At 40.4% G+C, this 17,976-nt stretch carries 15 protein-coding genes; all 15 read right to left on the bottom strand.

Features of this window, described 5'->3' with window-relative positions:
* Positions 1-6: 6 nt before the first annotated feature.
* The 15 genes from FZ954_RS02850 to FZ954_RS02780 all read right to left on the bottom strand — a co-directional run bounded on the left by FZ954_RS02850 (position 7) and on the right by FZ954_RS02780 (position 17,967).
* Entirely contained in the window at positions 7-1,362 is a 1,356-nt protein-coding gene (locus FZ954_RS02850; protein WP_148876889.1) for a hypothetical protein, read from the bottom strand.
* Positions 1,359-1,586, bottom strand: a complete 228-nt coding sequence (locus FZ954_RS02845; RefSeq protein WP_148876886.1) for a hypothetical protein — start codon at positions 1,584-1,586, stop codon at positions 1,359-1,361. The genes FZ954_RS02850 and FZ954_RS02845 overlap by 4 nt, the downstream gene beginning before the upstream one ends.
* Positions 1,587-1,648: 62 nt before the next feature.
* Positions 1,649-2,749, bottom strand: a complete 1,101-nt coding sequence (locus tag FZ954_RS02840) for a hypothetical protein (RefSeq protein WP_148876884.1) — start codon at positions 2,747-2,749, stop codon at positions 1,649-1,651.
* A gap of 64 nt (positions 2,750-2,813) precedes the next feature.
* Positions 2,814-4,649, bottom strand: coding sequence for a VirD4-like conjugal transfer protein, CD1115 family (locus FZ954_RS02835; RefSeq protein ID WP_148876881.1), 1,836 nt, complete (start codon positions 4,647-4,649; stop codon positions 2,814-2,816).
* Positions 4,646-5,194, bottom strand: coding sequence for a DUF3801 domain-containing protein (locus FZ954_RS02830; protein WP_015604850.1), 549 nt, complete (start codon positions 5,192-5,194; stop codon positions 4,646-4,648). The genes FZ954_RS02835 and FZ954_RS02830 overlap by 4 nt, the downstream gene beginning before the upstream one ends.
* A gap of 1 nt (position 5,195) precedes the next feature.
* Positions 5,196-6,068: a hypothetical protein gene (locus FZ954_RS02825; protein ID WP_148876878.1), complete on the bottom strand. Its 873-nt coding sequence runs from the start codon at positions 6,066-6,068 to the stop codon at positions 5,196-5,198.
* The gene (locus tag FZ954_RS02820; RefSeq protein WP_148876875.1) at positions 6,061-6,300 is read right to left on the bottom strand and encodes a hypothetical protein; all 240 of its coding nucleotides are present in this window, start codon (positions 6,298-6,300) and stop codon (positions 6,061-6,063) included. The genes FZ954_RS02825 and FZ954_RS02820 overlap by 8 nt, the downstream gene beginning before the upstream one ends.
* Before the next feature lie 10 nt (positions 6,301-6,310).
* The gene (locus FZ954_RS02815) at positions 6,311-6,964 is read right to left on the bottom strand and encodes a hypothetical protein (RefSeq protein ID WP_148876873.1); all 654 of its coding nucleotides are present in this window, start codon (positions 6,962-6,964) and stop codon (positions 6,311-6,313) included.
* 12 nt (positions 6,965-6,976) lie between these two features.
* Positions 6,977-9,700: a phage tail tip lysozyme gene (locus tag FZ954_RS02810; RefSeq protein WP_148876870.1), complete on the bottom strand. Its 2,724-nt coding sequence runs from the start codon at positions 9,698-9,700 to the stop codon at positions 6,977-6,979.
* A 10-nt stretch (positions 9,701-9,710) separates the two neighbouring features.
* The gene (locus FZ954_RS02805) at positions 9,711-12,074 is read right to left on the bottom strand and encodes a VirB4-like conjugal transfer ATPase, CD1110 family (protein ID WP_148876867.1); all 2,364 of its coding nucleotides are present in this window, start codon (positions 12,072-12,074) and stop codon (positions 9,711-9,713) included.
* The gene (locus tag FZ954_RS02800; RefSeq protein ID WP_125383486.1) at positions 12,016-12,390 is read right to left on the bottom strand and encodes a hypothetical protein; all 375 of its coding nucleotides are present in this window, start codon (positions 12,388-12,390) and stop codon (positions 12,016-12,018) included. The genes FZ954_RS02805 and FZ954_RS02800 overlap by 59 nt, the downstream gene beginning before the upstream one ends.
* A gap of 113 nt (positions 12,391-12,503) precedes the next feature.
* On the bottom strand, positions 12,504-13,253 hold the full coding sequence (locus FZ954_RS02795; protein ID WP_148876864.1) for a conjugal transfer protein TrbL: 750 nt from the start codon (positions 13,251-13,253) through the stop codon (positions 12,504-12,506).
* A 9-nt stretch (positions 13,254-13,262) separates the two neighbouring features.
* Entirely contained in the window at positions 13,263-13,490 is a 228-nt protein-coding gene (locus FZ954_RS02790) for a hypothetical protein (RefSeq protein ID WP_148876862.1), read from the bottom strand.
* A gap of 92 nt (positions 13,491-13,582) precedes the next feature.
* Positions 13,583-13,996, bottom strand: coding sequence for a hypothetical protein (locus FZ954_RS02785; protein ID WP_125383489.1), 414 nt, complete (start codon positions 13,994-13,996; stop codon positions 13,583-13,585).
* A 71-nt stretch (positions 13,997-14,067) separates the two neighbouring features.
* On the bottom strand, positions 14,068-17,967 hold the full coding sequence (locus tag FZ954_RS02780; protein WP_148876858.1) for an SspB-related isopeptide-forming adhesin: 3,900 nt from the start codon (positions 17,965-17,967) through the stop codon (positions 14,068-14,070).
* Positions 17,968-17,976 lie beyond the last annotated feature (9 nt).

Below are 17,976 nucleotides of genomic sequence, written 5' to 3'. Positions count from 1 at the left end.
ACCTCCTTACAATGAAAATTCTGCCACTTCTTTTTCCTCTGCTAAGTCCTGAGTTTGGTTAAGTTGTTTCTCAACTTCTCCTGCTTCTACGAAACGCTCTAAATCAGAAATAAGGTGCTGAACTTGTTTGAGTTTATCTTGGATTAACAAGTTATCATCAATGTGATAGACAGCTTCCTGCTGGCCATTGAAGCCCTTCTCCAGATCAATATCCTCAAATCGGATAACAACTAATTCTGTTAAACTCCCCTTATACCAAGCCCCTATTTCATTTTCAAGATAGAACCGAACTTCTTCTCGATCTTCAGCCTTTGTATCTCGCAAATAAGCTAGATCCCAGCTTTCACCTTGCGAATAGCCATTTACCTTTTGAATGATTATTTCCTGATTCTTGGCACCTAAAACCTGGTTAATATCATCTAATCGAGGTTCTAAAATATCCCGAGCCAGAGATACAGCTTCTGACCGATAGTCGAATAATTCGTATCGTTCCCTATCTTCTACATAGTTCATAACAAAGTCTGAATAGCTAGGGAAATGTTCCTGAAAAAGAGGTGACGTCGATCCATAAACATAGGCTTGATTCAACGTTTCAAACTGTGCGCTATGGTAAAAAGATGAATCGAGTTGGGCTTCCTGATTCAACATTTCCTTGATACCTTCTGAAAATTGTATCGGATCAGATTCTGGCCAAGTTCGTTTAGAATAGTTGATCACTTCTTCATAAAGAATGGTGTCAATATCCGGATTATTCATTTCAAACAAAGCCTCCACAATCTGGCCGTATTCCGGAAGGGCAGAGCGATAATCAGTAATCAAACCATCCTTGCGAACCTCCCATTCTTCAACCTGAGCATTTTCAGGAGTCCGTAATAATAATGCCTCCTCAGCATCCAGGTCAAGACCAATAACTTGGTCACCATTTGGCAGCCGGTCTGTTTCCAATTCCTGAATTTTGGCATCCAGCCTATCATGCACCTGCACCAGATCTTGTTTCAAGTGAAACAGCTCTTCTGCATTAGCTTTTAACTCCTCAAAATATTCCCTGGAGATCTCTACTGGTCGAACCAATAAATCCTTCTCCCGTTGCTCTCTAGGGTAGGAAAATAAGTAGGGAGCAACTTCTTTGAAGTCCTGGTAATTCATCCGTTTTATGGATTCAGTAACAAGCATATTTTGAACATCAACTATAGCTGTCTGAGGTGTAATCCAGTCAGTTAATGCCAGTTCTTTTACTGCTTCTGATAATGGATAAGAAGGAATATGTTCTAAAATCCCTTCAAAATAGCCAACGCCTCGTGCAGTTTCTTCCTCAACTTCACGCTTCATTCGTTTGAATTGTTTTTGTGGCAATGTATTCATTCTATTTCCTTTCCTTTCTTTCCATTATCTGGGCCGTAAAAGGTATCTACGATCCCTGCGGAACGTAAAGCAGATTCCAATGCAGATCTCGCTAGCTCAGAAGCTGCAATACCTCTTACCTTCAATTCCCATAACTCTTCTTCTTTTTCCTTAATTAAATTATCCATCCAAACATTATCTTGCACAAGCTCATCTCGCCGTTGCTTGAGTTCTTCTAAATTCATATTTTATCCTTTCCATCAAAAAAACAGCTCTGTTTTTAGAACTGTTTTATACCTGATATTTACTATTTATTGAAAAGTCTTTGCCAGAACGAACGTCTTCGTAAAGACTTTGTCTCTTTTTGCGCTGCATCTCTCTGTCTCCGCAGATGTCGCGATTCACTTGTTAGACGTTGATTTTCAGAGATAATCTCTCCTTTTTCTTGTTTCAGTTTTTGATTATCATTTTCCAGCTTCTGATTATCCTTTTCTAACTTCTTGTAATACTCCTCCTCTTCGTGATACTTTCTCAAGCGTGTTTCGGCTTGCTTGATTTCTTTTCTCAGCTGGTTGACTTTCTCAGCTTTTTGATCGAAGTTCTCTTCCAACTTTTTAATTTTTGCCTGCAATTCCTGGCACTGTTCCTCGTAAGTTTTCAAAGTTTGGTACTTCCTTTCATTATCATCTAAAAAGACAAATGCTTCTAAATGGTATTTATCAAAATTCCCATACAGTTTATATTTTCTTTCCTGATAAACTTCCCTCACTTTATCTGCAACCCTTTTAACCTGTTCAGGTGATGTAAATTCTTTAGGTACATAAATCTCAGTAGACTTAGGGAAATGAGCTTTGGCTTCAAACAAGGGAATGCCTTCTTTAGCTAATTTTATCCGTTTAACAGGTTCTGGTCTACTCGTTTTATAAAATTCAATACCTAGTTGACCATTTAAACGGTAGTATTCAGAATAAGGATAAGTCTCATCGATATCAATCAAGAGCTTTAGAATAACAAAGTCTTCATCTTCAAATACGATCCGTTTCATCAGAGAAATAGCTTTAGGAAAAATATAAGCCGTATGATTGCCATATTTAATCTGAAATTTCTCAATCGTCCTAAAAGCTTCGATAAAAGCATTCAGCTCAGAGGAATATTCAAAGCTACCTTTTTGATTTGCCAATGGACTCTCTTCGCCTGGATAGTAACTAAAGAATGGTTGCCCTTTATTATTTTTACCATTATTGGGATTAACTTTCAGATCTGTTTCCAAATCAAAAAGAGTCGCTTGTGCTTTCGGTGTCGTGACAATCTGTGCACGTCCTTTTAGTTCAAGTGCTTGAAAAGCATTCACAATCTCTTCTTCTCCGTTTGCCTTGCGCCATACCGCATAAAACTTTGAAACAGCCATACCATCCCTCCTTCAATATTCTCCATTTATTATACCATAAGAATATTAAGATATCCTTTCTTTCCTAACCTACTTTAAGAGGAGCAACCATCACTTCCTCAATCCCAAGGCGGATCACATTCTCTTCCCCAACCTGGTCTTTCCACTCATCAATATCACTCAGATAGCGCTTGTAGCGATACCAGTTTTCATCGTCTGGGCCATTACTTAAGAGATAGGCTCTCGGATGCGTATCCAGGTTAAATTTTTGATCCCTAAAAACATTTTGTTTGGATAGGAAGAGTAGAGCTTCCGTTGTTCCAATTGTGGCAACCTCATGCGGCGTCAACAATTCCCGACCAATTTTAGAGTTCTGCTTGGAACTGCTGCCATTTCTTCCCCTGCTCTCGCTATAGTTCTGATCATTCAAGGTCTGCTTACCAGATCGTTCAGATAAATACTTGAGCGTATCTAAGTCATTAGACCCCAAATAGAGAATAGCTCCACAGTTATTGATAATCGTTTTCGTATTCTCTTTACCGTACAACACTTCGATCTGACTTTGAGACTGAACCATCATTTTAATAGAGATTTCCCGTGACCGAATAACAGAGATGATGGGTGGTAAGTTAGGAATCTTCCCAATCTGGCCAAACTCATCCGCCCATACCTGGACATGTAATAAGTCTTTCTTAGTCTTTGTTGGATGCTCACCTAACAAGATGGCATCTGCAGTCTTCATCATCACATCAAAGAGTGTACTAAATAGCAACGCTGACAAGAACTGATAGGCTGGATCGACTTCTGGAATATGAATGAAAACAGCAGTCTTTTCTATATTCCATTTTTCAATCTCCAGCGTGTCTTTTTCAATAATCTTTCTCAGCTGTTCATGATCAAATACCGAGAAAGTGGTCGCAAAAATAGCATAGACGGAAGCCCGTGTCTGGCCGTCAAAGTTTTTATTAAATAAAGCCCATTGTCTGCTGGCATAATTCCCCGGACATCTTTTTTCCAAATCTTCAAACATCAATTCAACCGGACTCTCTGCATCCGGATGATTCCGTCTCAACTCTCGAATCATATCCGTTACCTGACCTAGGTTTGGCATATAGTGATCGAGCTGACTATCAAAATAGAGATAACCGATTAAAGAACGCATCAGAAGCTTATTAGCCGCCGGCCAGAAAGGATCGCTTTCATGACCATTTCTGTTTAGCGACTCTGTAATGGCCTCTGATACTCGGTCTATATCCATTTCATTATGGATATATTTGAATACATTAAAGCCGTCTGAATTCAGGAAAGTAATCAAATCAAAGATTTTTATCTTATATCCTTTTTCCACCAGAGATTTCCCAGTCTCGTGAATGAGAAGTCCCTTGGTATCTGTCGTCACAAAGCTAGAGTTTGCTTGTAAAATATTCGGCTTAACAGCACTTCGAGTCTTTGAATCCCCCGTACCTCCATAACCCAAGACATTCTTATTAATCTGATTTTCATAGCTCAATCGGCTATTAAATAGTCCCATCTGGCTATTCTGTGTAAAGATCATATTCTTTTCAGGCTCTGCGTCTCGGAAGCGCAGCAATTCATCTTTCGTCGCAAAACGTGCCGACCCATGCTCCTCCCCATACCTGTACGTACCTGTATCCGATACTCTCAAATACAGAAGAAAAGCAATCAAAAAACCGCCTAGACCAGCCAACAAAGAAGCTGGAGTGAATTGAAAATCAAACCAGGCTTTATCTCCTAAATGATCGCTCATCCAGTTAATCTTTCCCAATCCAAATATATCCTTTACTGGATCTGTAGCTGGAGCTAATAGCCAAAGCTTAAAGAGCCAATGAAAAAGATAGAATAAGCCAAATCCTAATAACAAATACGGTCTAAATCGCCGTTTCTTTTTTTCTGTAATCACTTCACTTTTCCTCCAATATGGGGTTCAATGTTTTCTGGAAGGACAAATTCCTTAGTATGAATCTTCACCTGCAGAGAACGAATTTTCTCTTGTTCCACCGCTTTAAAATGCTTCATTTTCTCTTCAAATGAGCTGGTTTTTCCGTTTTTAAGGTTCCGCTCATTGAATCCTTTAGGATCTCTTGTGATGCCTTCTAGGACATCCTTAAAGGCTTGCTCTACAACCCCCTTATCTTTAGCGTTGAAAGCGAGAGTTGTCTTACCGTCCGGGTGGGTATAAAAAGAAAAGCCAATCCCGTATTGGCCGAGTTCTTTCCGAACCGCCTCGAGATTGACTTCATTTTGTAGTAATTGCTGGACTTCTTTGGTATCTGCTGTTGCCATGAATTTATTCCAGTCTGCCTCACCGGTAAAGTGGGTGTTTTCACCTTTGAACTGGTAGATCTCCACTGCTTTAGAGCATACCAGGAAGAGACCCTTTAAAAGCACCTCTCCTGTCACAAGAGTTGCCCGTCCTAGCTGGGCCACCACTTGTTCTTGTTCCATTTTAGCTCACCTCATCAATTTTGAAATAAAGATCCTTCAATTTAGCAGCTTGTTCTTCCTTAGCAAGAATCTGTTGCTGCAGTTCATTGATCCTATTTTGACACGCTACAATCTCCTCATTAGCATCCTTGATATAGTTTTCATTAGACTGGATCTGCTGTTTGATTGATTGCTTATAGGCGATCGTCTGTACTTCAAAACTATCGACAACCTCAGAAGTGAGATCAACTGCAGTAACATGAGAAACTTCATAATTTGGCTCAAATGAGTGTTTTTCTTCTTTTCTATCAAGAATTTCTGATACTTCTTCTTGAGCAGGCTTTTTAACAACTGGAACGATTTCTTGTTCAGGTACTGATTCAGAAACTTCAGCCTGTCCTTGTAGATGTTCCTCCTCTTCAGCATCCAATCGACTGAAAAGTTCCGTAGTCCATTCAGAGGGAGTTTCTGAATCTTCACTTTTCGTTTCAGGCTTTCCAAGTTCCGAATTGCCTGTCACCAACTTGGCAATCCGATCACGTTCAAGATCCGCTTCTTGTGCTGTTACATTATTATCATCCTCTGGATCTAAGTATTGCTTAGACTTAGAGGACTTGTTTTTATGCCTCGCCAAAAAATCAAGTAGCCCTTTCTTTTTCTTCCTATCACTTGTGCCAAAATTTTCCAGCAACTGATCAATGATCTCAACAAACGGCATATCTAGGGTAAGTTCCTGTAAGATTTCACCTTCTGTAGTAAGAGAATAGAGCTGATAACTTCCATTGATTCTATTGCTCTTCATCCGCTCATTGATGATTTCAAGTTTAGAAAGAAGATCATCTCGATTCTCAAAGTCTTCTTCTTGCTTAGTCAGTTGATTGATAATTTTATACATGATTTTCTCCTTGATTAGTTGATTGTACTGGAAGGATTAGTTCCTTCATTTCCTGATAGGATAAGCCGCTTTCTTCTGACAGAGCAACGAATAGCTGAGCTTCTACATCCTTTTCCTGAGCTAGACAGCTCTTTATTTTATTTTCCGCTTCTTCTTTTTGTTGCTGTGCTTTGGCTTTATCTTTTCTGATTTTGTCAAGCTTATTTTCTAGCTGAGTTATTTTCTTATTCATCTAATTCTCCTTATTGACTACTGGACGAACTTGTTTTCTCAGAAAAGGTAACTTGAGTGGAGCTAGAACTGCTAGTATCTGTATAGGTTCCAATCCCCTGCCCCCTGGCTTCAGTCAATACGATTGACTCAATATTATTGATTAAAAGCTTCCCGTCTTGTTCTACATAGGTCAGCCGAATAGTGACTTTAGTTGTTCCGGTAAGCCCTTTAGAATCTCGGTTATCTTTTTCCGTTAAAGTTGTACTAGTGTACTGTACTTGAGCCAAAGCCACCTTGTGCTCGACATCAATATAGATAGAGGCAGATTCGAAAGCCTGATCGACGACATAGCCTTTATATGTCTGATTGACGGGCTTATCTTCTTCTTGGACTGCCTCCTGATACATTGAATCAGTCATAAAAGGCTTATATCGTGGACGGTTCTCTTCCAAATCCTTTTTAGTGTAGTAAGCGATTAGAAAATCTTTGACTTGTTTTTCAGAAAGAGAAGCTTGCTTCTGCTCCTTTTCTTTTTTATGTTGTTTTATCTGTTCCTGCTTCTGGCCATTATGGGTGAAATTCTGCTGCACCTGTGCAACAGAATAGCCCACTAAAATACAGAAAACGGCACAGGCTCCTATAAGGATGACCTTTGATATTTTGATTAACTTTTGATTATACATTCTTTTCCTTTCTTATTTTGGCGTAACGAAATAGATCCCTGATTGTGGTGTTAAGGTACGCCAATTCATAACATATAAACCACCATAGTTCATTTCTGAAACAAGGTAGCTACCATCGCTATTGACATATTCACAAAATGATACATGCCCATAGATTGGAGAAGCCCCTGCTACACCTGGCATAAAGACAACTGCAGAACCTGGCTTAGGGGTCGTTGAAATTTCATATCCTTGTGCTCGACCACTATCAACCCATTGGTTAGAATTACCAAGATAAGGATATAGTTGAACCCCAATCTGTGCGAAGCGATTATAGACGTACCATGTGCAGTTTCCTAGTGCATACGCATTGCCTGGATAACCTTGACCTGGTAAAATTGCTTGGTCAGAAGGTAGCCCATGAGGAAGTTTATCCTTATATTCTGCTGGGACTTGTTTACTAGAAACTCCTGTAGAACCTCCCTTATTTTTCAAGAAATTCAGCCATTGCCGTGCAGCAGACTGCCTTTCTAAGAGCTTGTTTCCTGGAACACCTAACCATGAACTCAAAAAGTCCTCTGTGAGGGCTTCTACAGAACCAGTCGAAGTAACAACTCTTCTAAATGCTGCTCTTCTTGTTGGATCATCACCTTCCAGCAAGAACTTGGTTTGAACCTCTGCAGACCAAATATCTCCATTCATAGCCTTGGCAAAGTTCCATAATGCCAGGGCACGTGGCCCTGTAAATTGACCGATCCCAATCCCGATATAGTGCAAACCATTGACCAGGTAGCCTCCTTCATTTAGAGGCAAAGTCGGGTACATTGCCTGAAAAGCTCCCCAGTTGCCAACCAGATTTTCAGCTGTTGGCTCTTTTGCCACCTTATCAAATTGGTTATTCGTCAAGTAATCCGTTTCATAGCGTTTAAAAGTGATGGAGCTTTCAATATCAAAGCCTCCCATCACGGCTGCAATACCTTCATCAGTTGCCTCAGGTATATTCTTTTTGATCAAATCCGCAAAGGCTCTAGCACGCTTCCCTTTGTCTCCAGATGTTTCAATATCACTAACAACCGACGTTGCTTGCGTATATTCTACATGCTGGAAGTAAAATCCGACATTGACATAAGTCCAGCTCTTCTTCACCTTTCCGTCTTTATCTTTCTGGTTAGCTCGATCAGGTTCTAGTTTTTGGTAGTAGACGGTTTGATTGCCTTTAGGAGATACTTTCCCAATAATATTACCAGTCTTGACTTGATCTCCTGTTTTATAACGAATCGTGTCTACATCCTTATACAGAAACTTGGAATCCTGATCGCTGATTTCTACATCGTTTCCCTTGACTTCCACTTTCCCATCTAAGACGGCAAGTAAGGTTTGTCCACCAGTTGCTTGCAAAACAGATCCATTAAAGACTTCCGTTTTATTTTTGTACCCAAAGCGCTCAATAATCTGAATAGGATTCTGTGCTTCAGGTTGATCATCCTTATAAAACGGATTCTCCAGTTCTTGGAGCAACATATATTTTCCGCTATCTCTTGCAATTTCTAAGAGTTGTTTATATTCTTCTAGCTCGTCCTTATTCAGTTTATAAAGATTATTCTTGGTATAAAGCTCTTCCATTGTTTTAAGATTGTCTTTATCTCCATTCAAATCCTTCCATAAGGCATCCAAATATGTTTTTCCTAGAGTGTTTTTCGAAAAATATTTATTGCCGTCTATCTGCAGCTTATCCGTAATCTCGTCATACTTATAATTCAGGTACAAGAGTGGATCGTCAATTTTTGTCCAATAATCAACCTTATCATTGGACTTTTCTCTGTCCAGCTTTGTAAAATACAGCCAGGTATCATTCATATCGAATTCATCCTGACGAGTGATGCCTGAACTTCCAATACCAAGTATGGCCAGAAACAAAAGCAGAGCAAAAGCAATCAAATAGGCCTTTAAGCTAAAGGGATTCTTAACGATTGCTTTAATTGGTTTAGAGCCTACACGATAGGCTTTCCTAGCCTTCCTTGCAGCTTTACCAGTTTTAGAACCAGCTAAGCGTTTCTTGTAAGCCTGAATACGACGAGCCAGCATGCCTTCCCAGGAAAATTCTTTTGGAGTACGAGTAAAGCCTCTCCCCCTCGTCTTATTGTAGAGTCTGTTTCCGAGACTATAGCTAGACTTAACTGTTTCTTGTACAAGCTTGTTGCTGTATTTACCAATCGTTTTAACTCGCCTGCTCTGAATCTGGATATCCTGGTACTGATGTTTAGCTCGTGCTATATCTGAGAGTGTATCATCCTGATGCGCTGCAGAGCTGGCTTGTTGACTAGCAGTACGTTCTACAGCCTGTTTAGCAGCTCGGAAAAGCTTCTTTTTCCGAGAACCACCATTAGCTTCTTGAGCAGCTTTAAAGGTTTTCTTAAAAGCTTTTTTCTCTAGCTTTGCCTGAGCCAGTTCTTGCTTGAGAAAATCCTGCTTCTTGGCATCCTCTGGACTAAGCGTCTTTCCTTCTTTGCCAAGCTCTTTTCCTTGTCTCTGGACATTCCTGTACTCTTTTTGGATTTTCTTGACCTTAGCCTTAGAAGCTCGGAATTGACTTCGACTTTTTTTTAGCAACTGGCGCTTAGAGCGGGTCTGAGATTGAAGATTGCTCATCTGCTTTTCGCTTTCTTTTGTCACAGTTCGATAATTCTTTCGGACTGTTTCCAGCTTCTGATCCAACCTACGACCGATTGTCTTTGGTCTGCCTTTTTCCTGATCCATAATCAGCCTCCTAAGCGTCCGTTGCGACTAAATCATAAAGTTTCGTATTCTTAGGAATTGGATTTTCAAAAGGAACAACAACTGGTCCTGCTACGATCAAACCAGTACCTTTAGCTTTTGGCCGAGCTAGATAGCGAATCTGTTTATCTGTCAGATTGACAATCTCCTTTAAGATAGCTAAATCCTGAGGCTTTTGCTTAAGCAAAATCATGAACTCACTGTTAGAGAGCAACTTCCGACCTTCTTCAACAGCAGCCAGCGTTTCCACGTTCTGAGTAATACCAGTTGGAATCGCACCGTATTTCCGAATCCGTGAATACAATGTAGTAAAGAAATCTGCTTGTGCCTTGTTTTTAAATAGAATCTGCATCTCATCAAAGTAAACCCATGTGGTACATTTCCCTTGATTTTCAACAATCTGATTCCAGATATAATCCTGAATGACCATCAAGGCGAATGGCTTTAGTTTATGTGACAACTTCTTCAAGTTAAAGATAACAAAGCGATGATTCAAATCCACATTAGTATGATGTGCAAAAATGTCTTGCGAACCATTCGTATAAGTTTCAACTGCCAAAGCCAAGTCCTGAGCTTCTTCCTCTGGTTGCTCCTTCAAGACCTGGTGCCACTCTTTTAAAGTTGGAGTGAAATCCTCTGTCATGTACCGCTCATAAGTCAGACCAGTTACCCGGTCAATAATCCCAATCTGGGCATCTGTCACTTCAGATAGAATGGATTCGAACAAACCCATTAACAAATTTGCCTTGTCGCCAATCGGATCATCATCTTCCTCAGCCAGCCGATCCAGATCCGGCAAATCCAAGAGATTGATATGAGTTTTAGATCCAATCGAAATATCCACCATCTGAGCGCCGAAAGCTCGTCCAATATCCGAGTATTCATCTTCTGGGTCTACGATGATGACTCGATCATCCGGATATTTTAACAAGGTTGGAATGACTTCTCCACCTTTGATTGTTGTGGATTTACCAGATCCAGAAGAACCTAATACAACACCAGAACCCGTGTTCAGATCACGTTTTCGATCCAGTGTAATGATATTGTTTGATAACTGATTTTGACCATAATAACGAGCCAGTGGACTATCGGACTTCAAGTCTACGTTAGTAAAGGGTACCTGAGTCGCAATGTTAGCCGTAGTCATTTTCCGCATGAAGTTTTTCTTCACGTTCAGGAAGCACTCGCCAATAGGCAAAATCGTATTCAAAGCCTCTTCCTGGTAATAATAGAGATCTTCAAACTCCACACCAAGTTTCCGGCCAGCTCGTTTGATCTTCTGCTCGTTACGTTCCAGCTCTTCTAAGCTATCTGCCTTGAAGTAAACTGCAATCAAGCCAGAGAAGATTTTCTGATCGTACTCAGTGATTTCATCTCTCCATTTCTTGGTAGCTTCAGAGATTTCTCGGTCAACTCCAGCTACCACCGCATCGTCAAAGATACCGGATTGAGCAGCTTTCCGCTTAGAGCGGAGTTTCCCAATTTCTGCATCTGTTTCCGCATCATCAATCTTGCCTAATATCTCTACGTTCTCGTAGGGTTCTGCATGGATAGTAATAGCTAATTCCAACCCCAGTGTCGTCAAATCACGAATTAGACGATCACTCATCCAATTTGGATAACGCTGCGCATAGAGTACTTTGACCCAACGGTCATCCATCATCATTCGTTTTTCCTGAAATTCAATTCTGTGCGGAGCGACAAAAGACTTACTTGATAAACCTGATAGAGCAATTTCTTTGTAGTCAAAATTGACATACGGATTATCTCGTAATAGTTCAGAAAAGACTTTCAGTCGATCTAGTCCGTCCATCTCTCCAAAACTAATATCCGACTCTTGAAACTGTGTCCCCAAAGCTACCCCAATATCTTGCAGCAAGAGCTGAGCTTGCTTACGATCATCTGCATTCGTTGAAATGGTCACATACTTATGCACCTCAAAATTATTTGCGTGCGTCGTAAACCGTTCCTTGATCATATCGTTCAGCTCTTCACGATACTCGTTAAAGTTATCGTCCGTTTCTTCAAACAAGATATTTTGTAAGGAATTGTCAGACACTCGGCGGTTAATGACTAAGAGTTGATAGTTACTGCCTTCATCCAATAAATTAAGAGCATCCATCGTTGTATCGATGATGCCTTCTTTTTCATCTTGTTGAGCTGTCGAGTAGGAGGCATCTCCCAGCTTAAAGCTGCGAGAATACTTCTCACGTGCAATGTGCATCAGTCCATCTTCATGCAGCGTAGTATAATTGAGCGTATTTTGCGTAGTCGGTTTCATTTGACGGCGTAAACGTTCAATTTTTTTCTTTTCTGCGATTTCTAGTTTTTCTCTTTTGCTTTTGAATAAACTCATCTTTTGTATAAATTCCTACCTTTCCAAAGTTAGTTTCGTAGTTTCGAGTCTGAATTCGGAAAAAGAAATTGATTTTTTCTTTAATCCGCATCCGCTTGGTCATTCCCATACCGTACATTGCCCCAGGAACCACAAATATAGCATCCCAAAGATATATGTACCAATCAGGTAAACCAAGAAAATATATAGCAACTGTTCCTGCGACAGCTATTGCTAAACACAAATAGAAGACCATCATTCTAGCGGTTAGACCGAATAGAATTGGTCTATCTTCTGTTTCAAATTCTCTTAAAAATTCTGAGCCAATTTTTTTCAACTATTTTCCTTTCCATCAAAAAAACAGTCCTTTTTAGAACTGTTAGTGCTATGCAATTCATTTATCAAAATCCTTCGCAATCATAGCTACAGCATTTACATAGCCAACATGTCCTACACGCCTAAAAGCTGCTTAGCTTTTCGGCCAGTCCCAACCATGACAAAGATATAGATCACTGCCTTAGCAATCGAAGCAAAAGCTGTCCCCCAAGTATCACTATCTGCAGTTGTTACTTTAAGAAGATCTGTTGCCACAATCGAATCATATACGACTGAAACAACGATTAGAATAACTCCAATAAAGGCAGATGCTGCAAAATACTTCAGGAAGTTAATCGTTATCGATCGTAAGGAATCCATCATAAAGAATGAGACCAGTAACGGCGCAAGAGCTTTGAGCTGGTAGAGATCTAAATATCGCAAGAATACAATGATCCCAAGCACAATATTGGCTACCTTACCAGCAATAAATCCAACAAATCCTATAATTTGTTTTTCAAACCATCCTTTTCCACCTGAAATATTAGAATCAATAGTTGTTTTGACTGTAGGTGATACATGGGCGATCACCTTAACTACAATATTAAGCAATTCTAAGATAGCATCACAAATCTGAGAAGAGGCTGAGATTAAGATAAAGGCAAATAGATATTTCATCAGTGCCTCTAACCAAATTTTTTGAGTAAGAGAACCACCTCTTGTCTTGACCATTTGAGACCAGGAAGCCATTTCAAACCAGAAAAAAAGACCTAAAAGGATATACCCAATAGGTCGGACAGCATCGGCCATTGCGGTTACAGCCTGATTGGTACCAGAACTATAACTGGAAAGAGAACTAGTTAGCTCTCTAATATCTAAATTCATAGGCTACTCCTAAAATTTAATCTGAGATAACGCTGCAACAATGGCAGCTGCAATCCCTGCAGAAGCAACGGCCAAGAATGTCCCATTCGTCATGGAATCGGATCCGTCGTCTTGACGCTGCTTGTCTTTGTTCTTTCTTCCTTGAACAAAGTCGACTGCACCATTCCAGATCCAAATAAGACCTGTAATTGTTCCGACTGTACCTAGACCAGTAATAATTTTTGTAATAATATCCATTTCTATTTTACCTCTTTAATTTCAATTTTTTAAAACAAAAAGCACTGCAGAAATTCTACAGTGCTTAGCACAATTCTTTTCTATTTTTACAGTTAATCAAATTCCTCACGATAAATCGTCCGAGCAGTGGCCACTATAAGAGTGAGTACAATCATAATTGGAACCTCAATTTGTGGATATGGAAAGAAACTAGCTGCCCCTTTAGGAGCTTCAAATATCTGTCCAGCAGTCATCCATGGCTCAGTAGACCAACCCATAATATTAGGATAGTACCAACCAAGAACTCCAGCTAAAAATTTTTCGCTAGATTCTTTAAACAGATAGTGAATACCACCTAATAACGCAAGTAATACAAGTGTCACACATATCTTTGCGATAATCCAGAAAATAAACATTCCGATAGCAGATTTCACAACATTGATACACCAAAGAACCAAGTAGAAGGGAGCCGTAAATATTCTAATGATGGCTACCCACAACCAAGAAAAATCACTCCCAAATTTCATTATGCTTCTCCTTCACGATTTACCGTTATTGTACCATAAAAATAGTTTAATTTAAAGGGGCTTAAAGCTTTCTAAGCCTCTTTTTTCTTGCGTTTGCCATAGACTAAGCCTGCAGCACCAGCCATTGCCAAACCAGCCAGCAGCAATTCTGAAGAAGCGTGATCTCCTGTCTCCGGCAATGTAGCAACTGAATCCACTTTCTGAACTTCTTGAATTGGAGTTTTTGGCTCAGGTTTTGGTTGTGGTTTAGGATCTGGCTTCGGCTCAGGTTTAGGCTCAGGTTTAGGATCTGGCTTCGGTTCAGGCTTCGGTTCAGGTTTTGGCACCTGGTTAACTACAGTTGGTGTTTCATACAACTGACCAAAGTCAATTTGATAAGCTGTATTCTTATACTCACCACCTTTTTCCGCAAACTCTTTCTTGATCTTCATTGGAACACGTAAGGTAATGACCTTTCCAGTCTTAACATAGGATTCAAAGAAAGCTTCCGGATCATCTGCGCTAAAGACTTGAATGGCTCCCTTTGGCTCCTTATTTTTAGCATTGAAAGCTTCTCGAACAGATTCTGGCGCTTCTTTTAAGTTTGAGTAGATCTTCGATGAAAGACCCTTAACTTCTTTTCCGTCCTCATCTAGCATCTGAATACCAGACTGATCAATATCCAAGGCCTCCTCTGGGTAGTCATCTACCCCAAAGAAACCTTTTTTGATAAAGGCCTTATCTGGCTCAATTCCCTTATATTTAGAATAGTCCAGCTTCACTTCATAGTAGTTGACAGTATCTGGAGTCAAGGTCTTGCCATTGATCACCACACCAGCCTTATCCTTATTAACCTTGTCTGGTTTTGGAATAGAAACATGGTTCTTCACGATATTCGAATAGTAACCATTTCCGAACTGGATCTGATGCACTTGGTTTTTGTACTCACCAGTAAAGCCAGCCTTGTTTTTCATAGGAGTATGGAAGTAAAGATCCATCCCTTTCTGAACATAAGCCTGATAGAATTCTTCTGGCTTCTCAGCTACCCACATATAGAAAGCTCCTGTTGGAGAAATCCCAGAATCTTCCACCATCTTCTTCAGAGAACCAGTCAAAGAATCTTTAGAAAGCACATGGTACATCTTGAGTCCATTGACTTCCTTGCCTTCGGCATCCCGAACTTTGAATTGGCTTTCCAGTGGATTTACCGCCTCGTCCGGATAATCCTCAATGAAACCAAAGCCACGTTGAATCGCTTCCTTAGCTGACTGATCTCCCTTGTATGGAAGGTTAGTCATTTTAGAGACATAGTGATTGGTTGCTTCAGGAGCCATAGCCTTTCCATCTACGATTTTACCTTCGGCATTATAGTTATGCTTTTCAGGTTGAATTGCGGTACGGTTTGGATCCTCAGGGGTATTTGGCTTAGTCGGATCTGGATTCTTCGGATCGTTTGGATTATTAGGGTCTGGATTCTTTTTCCCTGGAGTTGAGATTTTCACGATATTACTCTTGCGAGTATAACCGCCCTTATCCTTGCCGCCATTTACTACCAGCTCAAAGCCATTCACGTAATCCGCTGCATCGTTTTGCGGACGTCCCCAGTAAACGAATGGGGCGATCTTATAAGCCTTGCTTAGATCACCATTAACCGCCTTCAGCAGAGATTCTGTTGCTTTAAGCGTCAATTTATTGTTTTGATAAAAAGCAATATCCCAATTTGGATTGTCCTTCTTGATCAGATCGACTTCAGGTTTAAAGCCACTTGGAGTCGGATCAACTGCCATCAGACTAGTCGTCTGAGGGCGGCCAGCAGGAAGTGCTTCTACATTGAGAATCCATTTATTCAGACTATTTTTAGCCACATATTTCCCATCAACATCCACACCATCCGCATTCTGGACAGATTTTTTAATCTGTGGTTGAGCTGACAACTTGTAGTCGTTGTAATGTACCGTTGGTGGCTGTGGCTTTCCTGGAACCTTTTCTTCTGGTTTAGGTTGTGGCTTAGGAGGCAAAGCAACCGTCTGCAAACTCAACTCAGAAGGTTTTGGAGTTTCCGGAGTAAATGGCTTCAGTGGTTTAACCTTATTTGGGCTTGGAGGAGTAACTGAAGGCGCTGCCAGTTCACTTGTTACTGTGAACCAGATTGATGGAGTCCATCTTCCTTCACCTTTTCTATCTCCAAGTTTATCCCAACTCGTAATTCGCAAGGTATATTCAGGGTTAGCTCCTTTCAAAGCAAGCGCACCAGACACATACCAAAAATAAGGGCTATTTTTATCATCAAGAATATTATGTTTGTTCAATCCAAAATGATTCCCATTTGAATTATCCTTCTCATTAGAATAAACATAACCATTATGATGTTTTACAATAGAAGAGCCAGAAATCGGAATGAAGCGAGCAGAATCTGAAGGTTTGAGCGCCTCAACATGATTTTTATAGGAATTTAAGCTTGACAAAGCTAGTAACCCCTTTGCCTGACCAGAAGAATTTTGGTTATCTTCAAAAACTATCTGCTTACCATTTTCATCATAAAAACGTGGTTTTACAGAAAGATTCAAATCATAATCCTGGTTACTGTCCTTATGCAAAGTTGCGACTTCAATTCCATAAGTAGGATTCTGATGAATACCGTACACAACATCTGACTTGATATTTCCAGAATCAGAAAGAACGGTCAAATCTAGCTCCATCCGAGAAATCGGTTTACCCTTAAAAGTGGAATTTTGCAAACCAGAGTATGTCACTGTTACAGTTTGACCGACTTTAGCTGTCACAGCACCAAGTTTTGAACCTTTACCAGCATAGTTGAAAGTTCCCTTTGTTTCATAGAACTCAAACTCAGAGGAGTAGCGGTCAGATTTCTGACTTAAATCATGAGACACCCCAGGAAAAGAGTAATAAGTAACATACTCTTGTAACTGATCCCCTAGCCCCATAGTTCGAGTGATATCCTTAAAAGACTCACCCAAACCTTGAGCACTGATATAATTCGTTACTCCTTTAACATCAACTTTGGCATTTGGCTCGTTTTTATAAACAAGAGCTTGAGTTGCAACTTCTGAAAGCCAGCCATCTTTCGTCTTGTTTTTCTCAGCTTCAGCTAATTCCTTTTCATAGCGTTTCTGGTCATCTATGATTTTTTTATTTTCCGCTGCAATCACTTTGTTTTCCGCATCCACTTTATCTTTTGCTTCCTGGTTGCGTTCGGCAAGTTCCTGGGCATCCTTCTTCGCCTTAGCAGCATGGTCTGCAACAGCTTGTTGATTTGCATTTTGGACAGCGGCCACGGCCTGCTTATATTGATCATAAGAAGCCTTGGAATTTGGATCTACCGTAATGTTTTTCGTTGTTTCGGTGATTTTAGCATCTGGGAATTCCTTCTTCACCGCTTCCTTGCTCTTCTTTAACTCTTCCTGAGTCTTTTCAGCTGCATCATTCGCTTGCTCATAGGCAGCCTGAAGTGCTTGGTTCTCAGCTCTGATTACCTTATTGTTAGCAATAGCTGTATCAGCTACCTGTTTTTGTTCCTTTTTTTGACTCACATAGGCGGAAGTCGTTTGCTCAATTTGTTTCTGTTGTTCATTTTGAGCTGCCGCAATTTCAGATTGAGCTTGCTGAGTCGCTTCAAGATTCGTTGTTACCCCTTTGTCCACCGTGGCATCTTTTACCACATTGACACCTTCTGCTTGAGCTTTAGCTACTGCCCCCTCAAGAGTTTCTGTGTTGTTAGATAAAGAAACAGAGCCGTCTGCTTGATTTGCTTGCTTGATAGCAGCTTGATTTTCAGCTGTTGGCGCTGGCTGAGTATCTTTCAAGTTAGAAGCGGTGTTGGCGGCTACTGGTGTTGCATCCGTCGCCTCATCCGCCTGCGCAATCTGAGCCGTTCCCATCAGGGCTGCTAGGCCAAGAATCACACCACAGGTTCCCCAACGTTTTGTTTTTCTGATAGACCCGAAGGCCTTTGTATCAAGATTTGATTTCATTCATTCTCC

Source organism: Streptococcus sp. Marseille-P7375 (assembly GCF_902460365.1).
In the GTDB taxonomy this organism is placed as follows: domain Bacteria; phylum Bacillota; class Bacilli; order Lactobacillales; family Streptococcaceae; genus Streptococcus; species Streptococcus cristatus_I.
The sequence above is the reverse complement of the archived record's forward strand: the minus strand, read 5'-3'. Positions and strand labels throughout refer to the sequence as shown.

What these genes read in the sequence shown, in the direction of transcription:
- FZ954_RS02850 (WP_148876889.1), bottom strand. Translation starts at nt 1,362, where the DNA reads ATGAATACATTGCCACAAAAACAATTCAAACGAATGAAGCGTGAAGTT.
- FZ954_RS02845 (WP_148876886.1), bottom strand. Translation starts at nt 1,586, where the DNA reads ATGAATTTAGAAGAACTCAAGCAACGGCGAGATGAGCTTGTGCAAGAT.
- FZ954_RS02840 (WP_148876884.1), bottom strand. Translation starts at nt 2,749, where the DNA reads ATGGCTGTTTCAAAGTTTTATGCGGTATGGCGCAAGGCAAACGGAGAA.
- FZ954_RS02830 (WP_015604850.1), bottom strand. Translation starts at nt 5,194, where the DNA reads ATGGAACAAGAACAAGTGGTGGCCCAGCTAGGACGGGCAACTCTTGTG.
- FZ954_RS02825 (WP_148876878.1), bottom strand. Translation starts at nt 6,068, where the DNA reads ATGTATAAAATTATCAATCAACTGACTAAGCAAGAAGAAGACTTTGAG.
- FZ954_RS02820 (WP_148876875.1), bottom strand. Translation starts at nt 6,300, where the DNA reads ATGAATAAGAAAATAACTCAGCTAGAAAATAAGCTTGACAAAATCAGA.
- FZ954_RS02815 (WP_148876873.1), bottom strand. Translation starts at nt 6,964, where the DNA reads ATGTATAATCAAAAGTTAATCAAAATATCAAAGGTCATCCTTATAGGA.
- FZ954_RS02810 (WP_148876870.1), bottom strand. Translation starts at nt 9,700, where the DNA reads ATGGATCAGGAAAAAGGCAGACCAAAGACAATCGGTCGTAGGTTGGAT.
- FZ954_RS02805 (WP_148876867.1), bottom strand. Translation starts at nt 12,074, where the DNA reads ATGAGTTTATTCAAAAGCAAAAGAGAAAAACTAGAAATCGCAGAAAAG.
- FZ954_RS02795 (WP_148876864.1), bottom strand. Translation starts at nt 13,253, where the DNA reads ATGAATTTAGATATTAGAGAGCTAACTAGTTCTCTTTCCAGTTATAGT.
- FZ954_RS02790 (WP_148876862.1), bottom strand. Translation starts at nt 13,490, where the DNA reads ATGGATATTATTACAAAAATTATTACTGGTCTAGGTACAGTCGGAACA.
- FZ954_RS02785 (WP_125383489.1), bottom strand. Translation starts at nt 13,996, where the DNA reads ATGAAATTTGGGAGTGATTTTTCTTGGTTGTGGGTAGCCATCATTAGA.
- FZ954_RS02780 (WP_148876858.1), bottom strand. Translation starts at nt 17,967, where the DNA reads ATGAAATCAAATCTTGATACAAAGGCCTTCGGGTCTATCAGAAAAACA.